General features: G+C 66.5%; 9 protein-coding genes and 3 rRNA genes. 8 read left to right on the plus strand and 4 right to left on the minus strand.

Features of this window, described 5'->3' with window-relative positions:
* The first annotated feature begins 78 nt into the window (after positions 1 to 78).
* Positions 79 to 1,665: a glutamine-hydrolyzing GMP synthase gene (guaA, locus tag HNR23_RS00240; protein WP_184072315.1), complete on the plus strand. Its 1,587-nt coding sequence runs from the start codon at positions 79 to 81 to the stop codon at positions 1,663 to 1,665.
* Between the two features lie 128 nt (positions 1,666 to 1,793).
* On the opposite strand, the gene HNR23_RS00245 is transcribed toward guaA, so the two are convergent.
* Positions 1,794 to 2,042: a hypothetical protein gene (locus HNR23_RS00245; protein WP_184072318.1), complete on the minus strand. Its 249-nt coding sequence runs from the start codon at positions 2,040 to 2,042 to the stop codon at positions 1,794 to 1,796.
* Positions 2,029 to 3,468, minus strand: a complete 1,440-nt coding sequence (locus HNR23_RS00250; protein WP_184072319.1) for a PspC domain-containing protein — start codon at positions 3,466 to 3,468, stop codon at positions 2,029 to 2,031. Before HNR23_RS00250 ends, HNR23_RS00245 begins: the two co-directional genes overlap by 14 nt.
* A gap of 285 nt (positions 3,469 to 3,753) precedes the next feature.
* On the opposite strand from HNR23_RS00250, the gene HNR23_RS00255 reads away from it, so the two are divergent.
* Together HNR23_RS00255 and HNR23_RS00260 are read left to right on the plus strand one after the other, a co-directional pair.
* The gene (locus HNR23_RS00255) at positions 3,754 to 5,043 is read left to right on the plus strand and encodes a PspC domain-containing protein (RefSeq protein WP_184072321.1); all 1,290 of its coding nucleotides are present in this window, start codon (positions 3,754 to 3,756) and stop codon (positions 5,041 to 5,043) included.
* A 71-nt stretch (positions 5,044 to 5,114) separates the two neighbouring features.
* On the plus strand, positions 5,115 to 5,801 hold the full coding sequence (locus HNR23_RS00260; RefSeq protein WP_184072323.1) for a response regulator: 687 nt from the start codon (positions 5,115 to 5,117) through the stop codon (positions 5,799 to 5,801).
* Positions 5,802 to 5,876: 75 nt separating this feature from the next.
* On the opposite strand, the gene HNR23_RS00265 is transcribed toward HNR23_RS00260, so the two are convergent.
* Positions 5,877 to 6,812, minus strand: coding sequence for a nucleoside hydrolase (locus HNR23_RS00265; RefSeq protein ID WP_184072325.1), 936 nt, complete (start codon positions 6,810 to 6,812; stop codon positions 5,877 to 5,879).
* Positions 6,813 to 6,976: 164 nt separating this feature from the next.
* Here HNR23_RS00265 and HNR23_RS00270 point away from each other — a divergent pair, with 164 nt between their 5' ends.
* The 4 genes from HNR23_RS00270 to rrf all read left to right on the plus strand — a co-directional run bounded on the left by HNR23_RS00270 (position 6,977) and on the right by rrf (position 15,160).
* A complete protein-coding gene (locus tag HNR23_RS00270; protein ID WP_184072327.1) occupies positions 6,977 to 9,319 on the plus strand; it encodes a UvrD-helicase domain-containing protein in 2,343 nt (780 codons plus the stop codon).
* Between the two features lie 542 nt (positions 9,320 to 9,861).
* Positions 9,862 to 11,396: ribosomal RNA gene (locus tag HNR23_RS00275) — 16S ribosomal RNA — on the plus strand.
* 384 nt (positions 11,397 to 11,780) lie between these two features.
* Positions 11,781 to 14,884, plus strand: a 23S ribosomal RNA gene (locus tag HNR23_RS00280).
* Positions 14,885 to 15,044: 160 nt separating this feature from the next.
* Positions 15,045 to 15,160: ribosomal RNA gene (gene rrf / locus HNR23_RS00285) — 5S ribosomal RNA — on the plus strand.
* Together the 16S, 23S and 5S rRNA genes form the textbook arrangement of a ribosomal RNA operon.
* Positions 15,161 to 15,563: 403 nt before the next feature.
* Here rrf and HNR23_RS00290 read toward each other — a convergent pair.
* On the minus strand, positions 15,564 to 16,613 hold the full coding sequence (locus HNR23_RS00290) for a threonine ammonia-lyase (protein ID WP_184072329.1): 1,050 nt from the start codon (positions 16,611 to 16,613) through the stop codon (positions 15,564 to 15,566).
* 104 nt (positions 16,614 to 16,717) lie between these two features.
* Between HNR23_RS00290 and HNR23_RS00295 the strand changes: the two genes are divergently transcribed.
* Positions 16,718 to 17,188 carry an Lrp/AsnC family transcriptional regulator gene (locus HNR23_RS00295; protein ID WP_343070366.1) on the plus strand — a complete coding sequence of 157 codons (471 nt, stop codon included), beginning with the start codon at positions 16,718 to 16,720 and terminating at the stop codon, positions 17,186 to 17,188.
* The last annotated feature ends 99 nt before the right edge of the window (positions 17,189 to 17,287 follow it).

Here is a 17,287-nt window from a genome sequence, read left to right on the forward strand (position 1 = left end):
CTCCGCGGCCTCGCCACCCGGTCCACAACGCGCCTTAGACTGGGGGCAATCCATATCTACCTGCGGGAAGGCCGTTACGTGTCCCTTGCCGGTGCTTCCGATAGCACGTTCGACACCGTCCTCGTCGTGGATTTCGGCGCGCAGTACGCACAGCTGATCGCGCGGCGGGTCCGCGAATGCCACGTCTACAGCGAGATCGTGCCCTCGACCATGCCGGTCGGCGAGATGCTCGCGAAGAACCCCAAGGCCATCATCCTCTCCGGCGGCCCCTCGTCCGTCTACGCCGACGGCGCCCCGCAGGCCCCGGCCGAACTGTTCGAGACGGGCGTCCCGACGTTCGGCATCTGCTACGGCTTCCAGGCGATGACCCAGGCGCTCGGCGGCACCGTCGCCAGGACCGGGCTCAGCGAGTTCGGCCGCACCGAGATCGAGGTCGGCACCGACACCCTCCTGTTCGACGGCCTGCCCGCCGTGCAGAACGTGTGGATGTCGCACGGCGACTCGGTGACCGAGGCCCCCTCCGGCTTCCGCGCGACCGGCACCACCGCCGGCGCCCCCGTCGCCGCGTTCGAGAACCGCGAGCGCGGGCTGTACGGCGTGCAGTTCCACCCCGAGGTGATGCACAGCGAGCACGGCCAGGCCGTCCTCCGCCACTTCCTCTACGACGCCGCCGGGTGCCGCCCCACCTGGACCATGGTGAACATCGTCGACGAGCAGGTCGAGCGGATCCGCGCCCAGGTCGGCAGCAAGCGCGTCATCTGCGGGCTGAGCGGCGGCGTCGACTCCGCCGTCGCCGGCGCCCTGGTCCAGCGCGCCGTGGGCGACCGGCTCACCTGTGTCTTCGTCGACCACGGCCTGCTGCGCAAGGGCGAGGCCGAGCAGGTCGAGAAGGACTTCGTGGCCGCCACCGGCGCCGCGCTCAAGGTCGTCGACGCCCAGGAGCGCTTCCTGGCCGCGCTCGCCGGGGTCAGCGAACCGGAGGAGAAACGCAAGATCATCGGCCGCGAGTTCATCCGCGTCTTCGAGCAGGCGGCCCGCGAGGTCGTCGCCGAGAGCGGTGCGGCCGGCGAAGAGGTCGAGTTCCTGGTGCAGGGCACCCTCTACCCCGACGTCGTCGAGTCCGGCGGCGGCACCGGCACCGCCAACATCAAGTCGCACCACAACGTCGGCGGCCTTCCCGACGACCTCCAGTTCACCCTCGTGGAGCCGCTGCGCGAGCTGTTCAAGGACGAGGTCCGCCGCGTCGGCGAGGAGCTGGGACTGCCCCCGGAGATGGTGTGGCGCCAGCCCTTCCCCGGACCCGGCCTGGGCATCCGCATCATCGGCGAGGTCACCCGCGAGCGCCTGGACGTACTGCGCGAGGCCGATGCCATCGCCCGTCAGGAGCTGAGCCGCGCCGGACTGGACCGCGACATCTGGCAGTGCCCCGTGGTGCTGCTCGCCGACGTGCGCTCGGTCGGGGTGCAGGGCGACGGCCGCACCTACGGCCACCCCGTGGTGCTGCGCCCCGTGAGCAGCGAGGATGCCATGACCGCCGACTGGTCGCGGCTTCCCTATGACGTCCTCGCCACCATCTCCAACCGCATCACCAACGAGGTGCGGGAGATCAACCGGGTGACGCTGGACGTCACCAGCAAGCCGCCGGGCACCATCGAGTGGGAGTGAGCCGGGCCCTCGCCGCACCCCCCGCCCCACCGGTCCCCTGACCGGCGGACCGGCCCCCGGACGGAGCACTCCGTCCGGGGGCCGGTCCATGCTCGCCCTGGTGATCGCCCTCGCGTGCGCCGTACCCGCTACGTCTCGGCGCGCCCGTCCCGTGCATCGCCGGAGGGTGTGCCACCGGAGTCACCGTCGGCCCGATCGGAGTTTCGCGACAGCGCCCGCGCGACCCCGGCAAGGCCGAGCCCGATCGCGAGGATCGGCAGTACCCACAGCGGGTCGAACTCCCAGTCCGTGCGGTTGCTCACCACGAAGGCGATCCCGAGGCCCACGAAGAGCAGACCGGCGACCAGCGACCCCCAGTCGGTCCTACGCCGTTTCACGCCGCACCTCCATCTCGGCGACATAGGACGTCAGGGCCAGAGCCACCGTGGGGGGCTCGGCCGACGCCTCAGGTCCGCCGTCCGCCGGCGCCTCGGCGCCGGACGGCTCCAGTGTCATCCGCATGTCCAGCCGTGTTCCGGAGCGCCGTACATCGTCGACGGCGACCGCCCCCAACCGCGTGGCGGCATGGACCTCCACGCGTGCCGCGTCCGGCACCGTGACGTCGAGTCTGCCCACCGCCACATCCGCGGCGACCTCGACACGCTGACCGGGCTCCAGGTCGACCCGGGTCAGGTCCAGCGAGGCCGCGCCCATGGTGAGGTCGAAGGGCCGCGTCGCCTCGGCCGCCGACTGGGGCCGCCAGTCGGCCGTACCGAATCGCATCGCCGTCACGTTCACGGTCGAGACGGCCACCAGCAGCAGCGTGGCCAGCACACCCAGGGTGATCAGCCCGCGCGGGTTTCCGGCCCACGCCCCCACCAGCAGGGCCAGGCCGATGATCACGACGACGCCTCCCACGTACAGCGGGCCGGTCACGGGGCCCACCAGGGCCGTCAGTGACGGCTCCCCGGCCAGGGCGAAGGCCAGGCCGGTGACGGCGAGCACGGCCCACAGCACGAGGGCGAGCAGCGGCACGCCGCAGCGCTTCCGGGCCTCCTTGCGCCGCCGCCGGGCCTCCCGAGCGCGCGCCCGCTCCCGCGCCGACTCGGCCATGTACCGCTCCCAGTCGGAGCCGTCGTCCCGCGTGCCCCCCTCGGCACCGTCCCCAGCGTCCGGGCCGCCCGCGCCCGCGTCCTGCGGCTCGGCCGTCCCCGGCTCCTGCCCGGAGACGACCGCGAGGTCGATCGGGCCGCTCGGTGCCTGCGCCCACGGCTGGGCCGGGTTGTAGTAGGAGGGGCTGGGCTCCGGCGCCGGAGCCGTCGGCGGCGGCTCCCGCGACTTCAGCAGGGACGGCAGCTCACGATAGGTCCGGCGCAGGTCCACCCCGCGGTTGTGCGCCACCAGCACACCCAGGATCAGCGGCGTGGCCAGCACCAGTGTGCCCCAGCCGAACCCGCCCACCAGGCTCAGCGCCGCGGCCGCCGCCAACCCCGCGCCGAGCAGCGCGGGCACCGCCCGCCCCTCGATCCGCCGGTTCAGCAGCTGCTCGGCCATGGCCGGACCGCCCTGCTGGTCCCGCATCACCGTCCAGGCGGCGATGTACAGCATCACCCCGACTCCGGCGCTCAGCGCCGTCAGCGCGAACGCGACCCGCCACACCACCGGGTCGATCCGCGTGTACTCGCCGAGCCCGGCGCACACCCCCGTGACCACACCGGTCTCGCTGTGTCGGCGCAGCTCCCGCTCCTCAGATGTGAACGGGGAGTCGCCGGAGGCCGACGCCGGGCCTCCGGTGTCGTTCGCCGGCTCACGTCCGTCAGTCATGGTCGGCCACCACGTCTTCCTTCACACTGCCCATCGTCGCTGCTCACACCAGAGATTCCCATCCGGGAGGACCCTGAGCGCACCCTGAGCCCCTCCGGGGCGGGTGAGGGCGTGCCCCTGATGCCGAAAAGGACACACAAGGGGCATCCTGGAATCAGGACGAAACCACGACACCGGCGAGACCGACCCGCGCGACCACCGCAACGCTCACGCGCGTGGCACTCGGCGCGGACGCGAGCGGCCGGCGAGGGCGACCATGACGACGGAGACGAGGACACCCCGACAGTGACGGAGACGGCGACCGGGACACCGCGGCTGTACCGGGCCCGCAGCGGGCGGCTGCTCGGCGGTGTCGCGGCGGGCCTCGCCCGGCACCTCGGCATCGACCCGGTCGTCACCCGGCTCGCGTTCCTCGCCCTGGGGATCGGCGGCCTCGGCATCGCCGTCTACCTGGTTCTGCTCTTCTTCGTCCCGCTGGAACCCGAAACCGCGACCGACACCCCCGCAGACGGCGCCGCACCCACGCCCGCCGCCCCCGCGGGTACGGGCGCGGACACGGCCACAGCCGGTGAGAGCGCCGGGCGGGCCGAACACGAACGCTCCCGCCAGCGCGGGCGCGACATCAGCCAGCTGCTCGCCTACCTGGCGCTCGCCGGCGGCCTGGGCGTGCTCTTCCTCATCTTCGGCGGCGTCTTCGACCCGCTCCTGTGGTTCCTCGTCTTCGGTGCCCTCGGCGGCGCCATCCTGTGGCAGCAGGCCAACCCCGCCGTGCGCGACGAGTGGATGTCGGCGACCGTCCTGCAGAGCCGCAAGAGCTGGGTCCGCAGCGGCCTGGGTGTCCTCCTCATCGTCATCGGCGTCATCGGCTTCCTCGGATTCCAGCAGCAGCTCCAGGACGCGCGCGCCGGCCTGACCTTCGCCGCGGCCATGATCGCCGGGATCTCCCTCGTCGCCGCCCCTTGGATCATCGGCCTGGTCCGCGAACGCGACCGCGAGCGCCGCGAGCGCATCCGCAACCAGGAGCGGGCCGAACTCGCCGCGCACATCCACGACTCCGTGCTGCACACCCTCACCCTCATCCAGCGGCGCAGTGACGACCCGCGCGAGGTCCAGCGCCTGGCCCGCGTGCAGGAGCGCGCCCTGCGCAGCTGGCTCTACCAGCGCCCCGCCGACGCCGAGACCACCGTGAAGCCCGCACTCGAACGGGTCGCCGCCGAGGTGGAGGAAGCGCACGGCGTCCCCATCGAGGTGGTGTGCGTCGGCGACGGCCCCATCGACGACAACATCCAGGCGGCGCTGCGCGCCGCCCGCGAGGCCATGGTGAACGCTTCCAAGTACGCGGGTGCCGACTCCATCTCGGTGTTCGGCGAAGTCGACCCGCGGGAGGTGCTGATCTTCGTCCGCGACCGGGGCACCGGATTCGACCTCGACGGCATCCCCGAGGACCGCATGGGCGTGCGCGGATCCATCGTCGGGCGCATGGAGCGGCACGGGGGCAGTGCCCGCATCCGCACCGCCCCCGGAGAGGGCACCGAGGTGCAGCTGCGCATGCCCCGCACCACCGAGAGCGCCTGAATCGGCCCGACGGCGACGCGCGCTTCCCCCACGACCCACCCGGCCCGGTGAAAGCCCATCGAAAGGCCGCAATGGGTAGAGTCCGACATGTGGACGACAACAGCACTTTTGCCAGCGGAGACGCGGTACCGCGCGTCGTGATCGTGGACGACCACCGGCTCTTTCGCAGCGGGGTCCGCGGCGAACTCGGCGACGCCGTCGAGGTCGTGGGCGAGGCCGGTGACGTCGACAGCGCCGTGCGCGTCATCGGCGAGCAGCGGCCCGACCTCGTCCTCCTCGACGTCCACCTGCCCGGAGGAGGTGGCGTGGAGGTGCTGCGCCGCGTCCTCGGCTCGCACCCCGAGATCCGCTTCCTGGCGCTGTCCGTGTCCGACGCCGCCGAGGACGTGATCGGTGTCGTCCGCGGCGGCGCCCGCGGCTACGTCACCAAGACGATCTCCGGCAAGGAACTCGCCAACGCCATCGTGCGGGTCGCCGACGGCGACGCCGTGTTCTCCCCGCGTCTGGCCGGGTTCGTGCTCGACGCCTTCGCGGCCACCGACGCCCCGCCGATGGATCCCGAGCTCGACCGGCTCACCCAGCGCGAACGCGAGGTCCTGCGCCTCATCGCCCGCGGATACGCCTACAAGGAAGTGGCCAAGGAGCTGTTCATCTCGGTGAAGACGGTGGAGACCCACGTCTCCTCGGTGCTGCGCAAGCTGCAGCTGTCCAACCGGCATGAGCTGAGCCGCTGGGCGACGGCGCGCAAACTCGTCTGACCCGGTCTGCGTGCTCACGACGACGGCGGCGCCGGTGCGGCGCCGCCGTCGCGGGGTGGATCCGTCGGCGCGGGATCAGCGCAGGGCGTCCATCATGCGCTTGAGGAAGGCCTCCCCGTCGACCTCCTGCACCAGCGTGATCCTCGGCCGGTCGTCCGTGTGGTTCGCGGCGTCGGGGCGCAGGTCGGCGATGGTCAGCCCGCGGGTGTGCTCGCCCTTCAGCTCCACCCGGATCGGGACGTCGACGGACCGGGTCACGATCTCGGGGTCGAGCAGCACCGCGGCGGCCAGCGGGTCGTGCATCGCGCACTGGCGGGCGCCGAAAACGCTGCTGTACCAGCCCACGTAGAAGTCGAGGAACGCCGACGTCTTCCGGGCGCGCTCGCCCTCGACCGTCTTCAACTCGTCCAGCCAGGCCCCGGTCGCCACGGTCTTCATCGTGATGTCCAGCGCGACCAGTGCCATGTCGAACCCGGCCGCGAACACCACCTCGGCGGCCTCGGGGTCGTTGGAGGTGTTGGCCTCGGCCCAGGGGGTCACGTTGCCCGGTGCCTGTACCGCGCCTCCCATGACCACGACGCGGCGGACCAGCCGCGGCAGCTCCGGCTCCAGTGCGAGGGCGAGCGCGAGGTTGGTCAGCGGGCCGACCGCGAGCACGTCCATCTCGCCGGGGGCCGACCGGGCCAGGCGGACCAGCAGCTCGGCGGCCGATTCCGCCACCGGAGCGCCGGCGGGGGCGGGGGTCTCGACGTCGCCCAGGCCGTTGGCGCCGTGCACCGACTCGGCCAGGTGCGGCGGCTGGACCAACGGCCGCGACGCGCCGCGCGCCACGGGGACGTCGGGGCGGCCGTACAGCTCCATCAGCCGCAGCGCGTTGTCGGTGGTGATGTCGACGCTGTTGTTCCCGAACACCGCCCCGATGCCCGCGATCTCCACGTCGGGCCGCGCGGTCAGGTAGGCGAGCGCCAGCGCATCGTCGATACCAGGGTCGCAATCGACAAAGACCCGCACGTTTCCCCCAGGTTGTCCTATGAGTACGGAATGATGATCAAAGTGCCCATCCAGGGTAGGCGCGCCGGGCAGCCGCTCGTCCCAACGCGCCGGATCCGGCCGCGCCGCGGCGGATCGCGCGTGAGGGGAGATCTCCCCTCACGAAGGCTCGTAGTCTGGGTGGCGTGTCCTCCCAAGAGCAGCTTCTCGAAGGTCTGAACGTTCCTCAGCGCGACGCCGTGACCCACTCCGGCAGTCCGCTCCTGATCGTGGCCGGTGCCGGTTCCGGCAAGACCCGCGTCCTCACCCACCGCATCGCCCACCTGCTGGCCGAGCGGGGAGTGCGCCCGGGCGAGGTGCTCGCGATCACCTTCACCAACAAGGCCGCGGCCGAGATGAGGGAGCGCATCGAGGACCTGCTGGGCGCGCGTGTCGCCAACACCATGTGGATCATGACGTTCCACTCCGCGTGCGTGCGCATCCTCCGCCGCGAAGCGGCGCGCCTCGGCTACCCCAGCAGCTTCACCATCTACGACTCGGCCGACTCCAAGCGGCTCATGCAGCTGGTCTGCAAGGAGATGGACCTCGACCCCAAGAGGTTCCCGCCCAAGTCGTTCTCCGCGCAGGTGTCGAACCTCAAGAACGAGCTCATCGACTACGACACCTTCACCGAGCAGGCGCAGACCGAGCAGGAGAAGAAGCTCGCCGAGGCCTACACGCTCTACCAGCGGCGGCTGCACGAGGCCGGCGCGATGGACTTCGACGACCTGATCATGATCACGGTCAACCTGCTGCAGATGTTCCCCGACGTGGCGGAGCACTATCGCCGCAGGTTCCGGCACGTGCTCGTCGACGAGTACCAGGACACCAACCACGCCCAGTACGAGCTGGTGCGCCTGCTGGTCGGAGAGGGCGGAGCGGACGCGGTCGTCCCGCAGTCCGAGCTGTGCGTGGTCGGCGACGCCGACCAGTCGATCTACGCCTTCCGCGGTGCCACCATCCGCAACATCCTGGAGTTCGAGCGCGACTATCCCGAGGCGCGCACGATCCTGCTGGAGCAGAACTACCGCTCCACCCGGAACATCCTCAACGCGGCCAACGCGCTCATCGACCGCAACCCGGGCCGCCCCGTCAAGAAGCTCTGGTCCGAGCAGGGCGTCGGCCCGTCGATCGTCGGCTACGTGGCCGACAACGAGCACGACGAGGCGTCGTTCGTGGTGGGGGAGATCGACCGGCTCGCCGACGAGGGAGTCTGCGACCCGGGCCAGGTCGCGGTCTTCTACCGGACCAACGCGCAGTCCCGTGTGTTCGAGGACGTGTTCATCCGGACCGGGCTGCCCTACAAGATCGTCGGCGCCGTGCGATTCTACGAGCGTAAGGAGATCCGGGACATCCTGGCCTACCTGCGGGTCCTGGCGAACCCCGAGGACACGGTCAGCCTGCGCCGCATCCTGAACGTGCCGAAGCGGGGGATCGGTGACCGGGCGGAGGAGACCATCGAGCTGTTCGCGGCGCGTGAGCGGATCTCGTTCTCCCGAGCGCTGCGCAGGGCCGAAGAGGCGCCGGGACTCGCCACCCGCTCGCTGAAGGCCATCCGCGAGTTCGTGGCGCTGCTGGAGGAGCTGGAGGAACTGGCACCCACCAGCTCACCGGCGGAGATGGTGGAGGCGGTGCTGCAGCGCACCGGGTACCTGTCCGAGCTGACCGACTCCAAGGACATCCAGGACGAGAGCCGGGTCGAGAACCTGGAGGAGTTCGTGGGCGTCGCCCGCGAGTTCGAGGCGTCGTTCACCGGCCCGCTCTACCCGGAAGACGAGCCGCCGGAGTCCGGAACGGAGCGCGCGGGGGAAGCGGCTGTCTCCGGAGAAGAGACACCGGACGGCGAGAGCGCCGAGCCTGCGTCCGACGACTCGGCGGGCGAGCCCACACTGGTGGACTTCCTCGAACAGATCTCCCTGGTCGCCGACACCGACCAGATCCCGGACGCGGACGAACACGGCGGCGTCGTCACGCTCATGACCCTGCACTCGGCCAAGGGGCTGGAGTTCCCGGTGGTGTTCCTCACCGGGATGGAGGACGGGGTCTTCCCGCACATGCGCACCCTGGACGAGAAGGCCGAGCTGGAAGAGGAGCGCCGCCTGGCGTACGTGGGCATCACCCGAGCCCAGGAGCGCCTGTACGTGAGCCGCTCGGCCGTGCGCAGCGCGTGGGGTACCCCTTCCTACAACCCTCCGTCGAGGTTCATCGACGAGATCCCCAAGGAACTCGTCGAGTGGCGCCGATCCGAATCGTCGTTCGGCGCGAGCGCACCGGTGACGCGCATGAGGAGCGAACCGCCGACGCGGAAGCCGGCCAAGAACGTGCCCTCGCTGACCCCGGGCGACAAGGTGACCCACGACTCGTTCGGGCTCGGCACGGTCCTGCTCGTCGACGGTGCCGGCGACAAGACCAAGGCCCGCATCGACTTCGGTGCCGACATCGGCGAGAAGGACTTCCTGGTGAAGTTCGCACCCATCGAGAAGCTGTGACCGGCGGTGCCGCCACCTTCTCGGGGAAACCGTACGGAGCACTGCCCGAAGGCTTGTAGTGTTGGGGAGCACCGAGCGAGCCGAACACGGTCCTTGAACCGTCGGACGCAAGCCGGTTCTCCCCACTCTGACGGAACGGTCCGAGCACTCGGATCGACACGCTAGAGTGGAACCACTCCAGAAAGCCGGTTCGGTTCTTGACTGAGCAGGGATCCGGAGTAACGTTGAAGGGTTCTTCTCGATCCGGACTCTGGTAGGGTCCTGGAGGGGAAATCCCGGCAACAAAGCGGAAAGCACCGCCTCTGCAGAAGAACCCGGTAAGGGTTCGTATGGGATGAGCGGTTGTTTCTTGAGAACTCAACAGCGCGTGTTTGTTTTTCTTTCAGCCAAGTTTGTTTTGGCCCCTTAGAGCACACGGATGCCTTGCGGTGTCCGGTTGGTGCTCGGGGTTCCTTTGATTGGCCAGGGTGATACCTGGTCGGTCAGGGTTATCTCTTCCAGGTTTACCGCCGCGCCCTCGGGTGCGTGCGGTTGTTTGACCTTTGATGGAGAGTTTGATCCTGGCTCAGGACGAACGCTGGCGGCGTGCTTAACACATGCAAGTCGAGCGGTAAGGCCCTTTCGGGGGTACACGAGCGGCGAACGGGTGAGTAACACGTGAGTAACCTGCCCCTGACTCCGGGATAAGCCGTGGAAACGCGGTCTAATACCGGATACGACGCCCCTCCGCATGGTGGGGTGTGGAAAGTTGTTTCGGTTGGGGATGGACTCGCGGCCTATCAGCTTGTTGGTGGGGTAACGGCCTACCAAGGCGATTACGGGTAGCCGGCCTGAGAGGGCGACCGGCCACACTGGGACTGAGACACGGCCCAGACTCCTGCGGGAGGCAGCAGTGGGGAATATTGCGCAATGGGCGGAAGCCTGACGCAGCGACGCCGCGTGGGGGATGACGGCCTTCGGGTTGTAAACCTCTTTTACCACTCACGCAGGCCCGGGGTTTTCTTCGGGTTGACGGTAGGTGGGGAATAAGGACCGGCTAACTACGTGCCAGCAGCCGCGGTAATACGTAGGGTCCGAGCGTTGTCCGGAATTATTGGGCGTAAAGAGCTCGTAGGCGGTGTGTCGCGTCTGCTGTGAAAGGCTGGGGCTCAACCCTGGTTTTGCAGTGGATACGGGCATGCTAGAGGTAGGTAGGGGAGACTGGAATTCCTGGTGTAGCGGTGAAATGCGCAGATATCAGGAGGAACACCGGTGGCGAAGGCGGGTCTCTGGGCCTTACCTGACGCTGAGGAGCGAAAGCGTGGGGAGCGAACAGGATTAGATACCCTGGTAGTCCACGCCGTAAACGTTGGGCGCTAGGTGTGGGGGCTTTCCACGGTTCCCGTGCCGTAGCTAACGCATTAAGCGCCCCGCCTGGGGAGTACGGCCGCAAGGCTAAAACTCAAAGGAATTGACGGGGGCCCGCACAAGCGGCGGAGCATGTTGCTTAATTCGACGCAACGCGAAGAACCTTACCAAGGTTTGACATCACCGGTAATCCGTTAGAGATAGCGGGTCCTTCGGGGATCGGTGACAGGTGGTGCATGGCTGTCGTCAGCTCGTGTCGTGAGATGTTGGGTTAAGTCCCGCAACGAGCGCAACCCTTGTTCCATGTTGCCAGCACGTAGTGGTGGGGACTCATGGGAGACTGCCGGGGTCAACTCGGAGGAAGGTGGGGATGACGTCAAGTCATCATGCCCCTTATGTCTTGGGCTGCAAACATGCTACAATGGCCGGTACAGTGGGCGTGCGATGCCGTGAGGCGGAGCGAATCCCTAAAAGCCGGTCTCAGTTCGGATTGGGGTCTGCAACTCGACCCCATGAAGGTGGAGTCGCTAGTAATCGCGGATCAGCATTGCCGCGGTGAATACGTTCCCGGGCCTTGTACACACCGCCCGTCACGTCATGAAAGTCGGCAACACCCGAAACCTGTGGCCTAACCCCTTGTGGGAGGGAGTGGGTGAAGGTGGGGCTGGCGATTGGGACGAAGTCGTAACAAGGTAGCCGTACCGGAAGGTGCGGCTGGATCACCTCCTTTCTAAGGAGTCTTTGATAGCCGACGGTTCCTGCGTTCGCAGGGTTTTTCCGATTGGTCGGCGGACTCGGAAGTGGACCCGGGTTCCTGGTCTGGTTTTTCTGGACCGGGGTTGCCTGGGATGGCTGGGTTTTGAGAAGCAAACGTCCTGCACCGTTTGGAAGAGGGGTGTGGGCGCGCTGTTGGGTGTCTGAGGGAGCGACCGTGTGGTTGTCTTCCCGCTGCCACCCCGATGAAGACCCGGGTTGCGGTCGTCCTGCTTGTTCGCTGGTTGTTGGCCGGTGGAGTTGGTGGGAGGTTCCGGCTGCTGCTGTCTGGTGTTGTGGTTGGGTGTGTGGCTGGTGTTTTGATTCGTGGATAGTGTGCGCGAGCATCTTGTATCTGTGGTGGCCAAGTATGTGTGGCATACGGTGGATGCCTTGGCACCAGGCGCCGATGAAGGACGTGGGAGGCCGCGATAGGCCGCGGGGAGCTGTCAACCGAGCGTTGATCCGCGGGTGTCCGAATGGGGAAACCTAGCCCGAGTTGTGTCGGGTTGCCGCCGCCTGAATGTATAGGGCGGTTGGTGGTAACGCGGGGAAGTGAAACATCTCAGTACCCGCAGGAAGAGAAAACAATATGTGATTCCCTGAGTAGTGGTGAGCGAAAGGGGATGTTGGCTAAACCGTGCGCGTGTGATAGACGGCAGTTGTTGCGTGTGCGGGGTTGTGGGATGTGCCTGTTCAGGTCTGCCGGCCTGGGGTGGTTGTGTGTTCTGTTAGCTGAATCCGTTGGGAAGCGGTACCGGAGTGGGTGAGAGTCCCGTAGGTGAAGGCAGAGCACTGGCTGCTGGGCATGCTCCCGAGTAGCGCGGAGCCCGTGAAATTCCGTGTGAATCTGGCAGGACCACCTGCTAAGCCTGAATACGTCCTGGTGACCGATAGTGCACTAGTACCGTGAGGGAAAGGTGAAAAGTGCCCCGGTGAGGGGTCGTGAAATAGTACCTGAAACCGTGTGCTGTCAAGCCGTCAGAGCCTGTGCTTTTGTGTGGGTGATGGCGTGCCTTTTGAAGAATGAGCCTGCGAGTTATGGTGTGTGGCGAGGTTAACCCGGGTGGGGTAGCCGTAGCGAAAGCGAGTCTGAATAGGGCGTTTGAGTCGCATGCTGTAGACCCGAAGCGGAGTGATCTACCCATGGCCAGGGTGAAGCGGCTGTAAGAGGTCGTGGAGGCCCGAACCCACCAGGGTTGAAAACCTGGGGGATGAGCTGTGGGTAGGGGTGAAAGGCCAATCAAACTCCGTGATAGCTGGTTCTCCCCGAAATGCATTTAGGTGCAGCGTTGCGTGTTGCTTGCCGGAGGTAGAGCGACTGGTTGGCTGATGGGCCCGACAAGGTTACTGAGGTCAGCTAAACTCCGAATGCCGGTTAAGTTGAGCGTGGCAGTGAGACTGCGGGGGATAAGCTTCGTAGTCGAGAGGGAAACAGCCCAGATCATCAGCTAAGGCCCCTAAGCGTGTGCTAAGTGGGAAAGGTTGTGGAGTTGCTGAGACAACCAGGAGGTTGGCTTAGAAGCAGCCATCCTTTAAAGAGTGCGTAATAGCTCACTGGTCAAGTGGTTCTGCGCCGATAATGTAGCGGGGCTTAAGCACACCGCCGAAGCTGTGGAGCCGGTGCCTTTGGGTGCTGGTTGGTAGGGGAGCGTCGTGCATCCGGTGAAGCTGCCGAGTGATCGTGTGGTGGAGGGTGTGCGAGTGAGAATGCAGGCATGAGTAGCGAGACACACGTGAGAAACGTGTGCGCCGATTGACTAAGGGTTCCTGGGGCAGGTTAATCCGCCCAGGGTGAGTCGGGGCCTAAGGCGAGGCCGACAGGCGTAGTCGATGGATAACGGGTTGATATTCCCGTACCCGTTCGCACGCGTCCAGTATCGAATCCTTTGATGCTAACCACCACTGAAGCGGTTTTTCACCTTCGGGTGTTTTTCCGTGGAGGCGTGGGACCCAGGAGGGTAGTAGGTAAGTGATGGGGTGACGCAGTGGGGTAGCTCTACCGGGCGGTGGTTGTCCCGGGATAAGCGTGTAGCCCGAGAGGTAGGTAAATCCGTCTCTCGTTATGTGGGTGAGGCGTGATGTCGAGCCGTTTTTGGTGAAGTGAGTGATCCCGTGCTGTCGAGAAAAGCCTCTAGCGAGTGTGTGGGCGGCCCGTACCCTAAACCGACGCAGGTGGTCAGGTAGAGAATACCGAGGCGTTCGGGTGAACCATGGTTAAGGAACTCGGCAAATTGTCCCCGTAACTTTGGGAGAAGGGGAGCCCTGTCTGGTGAAGGAGTTTTCCTCTGGAGCTGGGTGGGGTCGCAGATAGCAGGGGGAAGCGACTGTTTATTAAAAACACAGGTCCGTGCGAAGTCGTAAGACGCTGTATACGGACTGACGCCTGCCCGGTGCTGGAACGTTAAGAGGACCGGTTAGATTCCTTTCGGGGGGTCGAGGCTGGGAATCTAAGCGCCAGTAAACGGCGGTGGTAACTATAACCATCCTAAGGTAGCGAAATTCCTTGTCGGGTAAGTTCCGACCTGCACGAATGGCGTAACGACTTCCCCGCTGTCTCAACCATGGGCCCGGTGAAATTGCACTACGAGTAAAGATGCTCGTTTCGCGCAGCAGGACGGAAAGACCCCGGGACCTTCACTATAGCTTGACATTGGTGTTTGGGATGGTTTGTGTAGGATAGGTGGGAGCCTGTGAGGCCGCTACGCTAGTGGTGGTGGAGGCGTTGGTGAAATACCACTCTGGCTGTTTCGGGCATCTAACCCGCACCCGTGATCCGGGTGGGGGACAGTGTCTGGTGGGTAGTTTAACTGGGGCGGTTGCCTCCTAAAGGGTAACGGAGGCGCCCAAAGGTTCCCTCGGCCTGGTTGGCAATCAGGTGTTGAGTGTAAGTGCACAAGGGAGCTTGACTGTGAGACGGACGTGTCGAGCAGGTGCGAAAGCAGGGACTAGTGATCCGGCACCGGCGTGTGGAAGCGGTGTCGCTCAACGGCTAAAAGGTACCCCGGGGATAACAGGCTGATCTTCCCCAAGAGTCCGTATCGACGGGATGGTTTGGCACCTCGATGTCGGCTCGTCGCATCCTGGGGCTGGAGTTGGTCCCAAGGGTTGGGCTGTTCGCCCATTAAAGCGGCACGCGAGCTGGGTTTAGAACGTCGTGAGACAGTTCGGTCCCTATCCGCTGTGCGCGTTGGAGACTTGTGAAGGGCTGTCCCTAGTACGAGAGGACCGGGACGGACGAACCTCTGGTGTGCCAGTTGTTCCGCCAGGAGCATGGCTGGTTGGCTACGTTCGGGAGGGATAACCGCTGAAAGCATCTAAGTGGGAAGCCTGCTTCGAGATGAGGTCTCCCGCCCCTGTGAAGGGGGTAAGGCTCCCAGTAGACGACTGGGTTGATAGGCCGGGTGTGGAAGCCTTGTGAGGGGTGGAGCTGACCGGTACTAATCGGCCGAGGGCTTGTCCACCGCAGATGCTGGGTGCTCGCGCACACTATCGACTTCTTTCACCGCTTGTGGGTGGTGGGGTGGTCGGCGAAGATCGCGCACGAATCGTTTGTTTTTTCATATTGTGCCGCTGTTGCGGCCCTGGTTTTCCACGCCGGTTTTGTCCGGTGGTGGTTGAGGGTTGCGGTGGTTTTGGCGGAGGGGAAACACCCGGTCTCATTCCGAACCCGGTCGTTAAGCCCTCCTGCGCTGATGGTACTGCCCTGTGGTGGGGTGGGAGAGTAGGTCGCCGCCGCGCATTCTTTGAGGTGGAGGGTTGCCCCCCTTTTTTTTGTGGGGGTGGCCCTCCATTTTTTTGTTGTTTGTGTTTGTGATTGTGTGAACCCGTGGGTGGCCTTCTCGGTGGTGTGGGGCGGTCTCCGTTGTCCGGTTCTGGGGCCGTACGCAGAAGCAGCGGCGAGGAGGAGAGGGGAGGGCGTCCTTGCCGCCCCGGGTCGGGTCTTCTTTCGTTGATCTCGGAGATATCGGGGTATCCCGCCCGGTTTTCACCCCGATATCTTCGAGATCAACGGGGGAAGGCGGAAGGTCGGGTTTCCGGGTGGGCCCCGGCAGCTGCTCCGCGCGCCCGCAACCGCCCACCGGGCCTAAAAGGCCGCCGGACAGCGCTTTCCCGCCCTTCCTTGGCCGGAGGGGGAGCCCGGTCAGCGGGGTGTCCACCCGGGGAACGCGTCCAGGTCGGCGTTTCCTCCGGTGAGGACGGTGGCTACGACGTCGCCGGGGATGTCGTGGTGGGCGATCGCCGCGAGCCCGGCGGCCCCAGCGGGTTCGAGGAGAACACCGATGGTCTCTGCTGCCAGTCGCATCGCCGTGGCCAGTTCCGCGTCTTCGACGAGAACGATGTCGTCGACGAGCGCCCGCACCCGACGAACGGCGTCGGGGTGTGGCTCGTTGATGGCGATCCCTGCGGCGAACGCGCTGCTGCGCGGAGTCGCCACCACGTGTCCAGCGCGCCAGCTGTGCAGCATGGCGGGGGCAGCCGCGGCACCGACCCCGATGATCCGCACATCGGGTGAGTGCGCCTTGATCCATCGCGCGACTCCGGTGATCAGTGCCCCGTCTCCGAGGGGCAGCACGACGGTGTCGAAGTCGCCGACGCGGAGCAGCTCCACGCCGATCGATCCGGCGCCCTCGTTGATCGCTGCGTCGCGGCCGTCGACGACGAGAACCCGGCTCGGCTCCGCTGCGGCGAAGGCTTCGGCCGCGGGGCCGGCATGGCGCGCGTCCGGGACCGGGTGGACGTCGGCGCCGAGGTCCGCCAGGCGCTTGAGTTTGACCCTGGACATGTCAGCCGGGACGAACACCGTGGCACTCAGCCCGTGGCTGCGGGCCGCGTAGGCGATGGCCTGGCCGAAGTTGCCGCCGGTCGAAGCGCACACCACGGTGGCGTCGCGGGCGAGGCTGCGGACGATGTAGTCGGCGCCCCGCCCCTTGAAGCTGCGCAGCGGGTTCAGCGTTTCGACCTTGGTCAGCACACGGCGGCCCAGCCGCGCGCACAGCTGCTCCTCGATGTACTGCGGACTGTTCAGGAAGACGGGGTCGATGACCCGGGCCGCTTCGGCTATTCGGTCGAGGGCTATGCCCGTTTCGATGGCTGTCTGCTTCCCAGTCTGCTTCCCCGACCGCGTCTGTGGCTCGGTGCCGGTGCCAGTGCCAGTGGTGGTTCCAGCGCCGATGTCGGTGTTATCGCTCATGGGTGGCCTCCGTGTCTCGCCGGTCGGAACGGATGAGCGCAACGTTAGGTCGAATGCCGGTGGCGGCGATTGAAGATTCTTCGGGCTCCGTGCAAAATCCTTGCGTGCCAGCTGATCGCTCCCTTGACGAAATCGACCACCTGCTTCTCGGCTTGGTGCAGGTCGACGCGCGGCGTCCCCTCCATGAACTGGGGGATGAGGTGGGTCTGTCACCGAGCGCCGTACAGCGTCGGCTCACCCGGCTCCGCAGGATGGGGGTGATCCGCGCCGAGGTCGCCGTCCTCGATCCGGGGGCGGTGGGGGTGGGGATGACCGCGGTGGTGCTCGTCGCCCTGGTGGATGATGATGTCGGGCACCATGCGGCGTTCCGCGAGCGGATGCTCGCCGAGTCGGCCGTGCAGCAGTGCTACAGCATCGTCGGCCAGTGGGACTTCGTGGTCATCCTCCTCACCGCCGACGTTGCGGAGAACCGGGAGTTGTCGGGGCGGCTCTTCGGCTCGGCTGCGAAGGTCGCCAGGTATGAGACGCTGCCCTCCTTCGAAACCGTCAAGTTCGGGGTTTCTCTGCCTCTCTAGTGGCACTCCGCAGGGGGCTCCCCAGCGCGGTGTGGCGTGGCAGGGATGGGCATGGGCTCGATCTCGGGTGCGAGGAGGGCGCGTTACCGGTGCGCGCCC

Origin of the sequence: Nocardiopsis mwathae (assembly GCF_014201195.1) — a bacterium.
Lineage (GTDB): Bacteria > Actinomycetota > Actinomycetes > Streptosporangiales > Streptosporangiaceae > Nocardiopsis_C > Nocardiopsis_C mwathae.

Bases quoted from the DNA above. Each gene is read 5' to 3' on its own strand.
- HNR23_RS00250 (WP_184072319.1), bottom strand. From the start codon at position 3,468: ATGACTGACGGACGTGAGCCGGCGAACGACACCGGAGGCCCGGCGTCG.
- HNR23_RS00260 (WP_184072323.1), top strand. From the start codon at position 5,115: ATGGGTAGAGTCCGACATGTGGACGACAACAGCACTTTTGCCAGCGGA.
- HNR23_RS00290 (WP_184072329.1), bottom strand. From the start codon at position 16,613: ATGAGCGATAACACCGACATCGGCGCTGGAACCACCACTGGCACTGGC.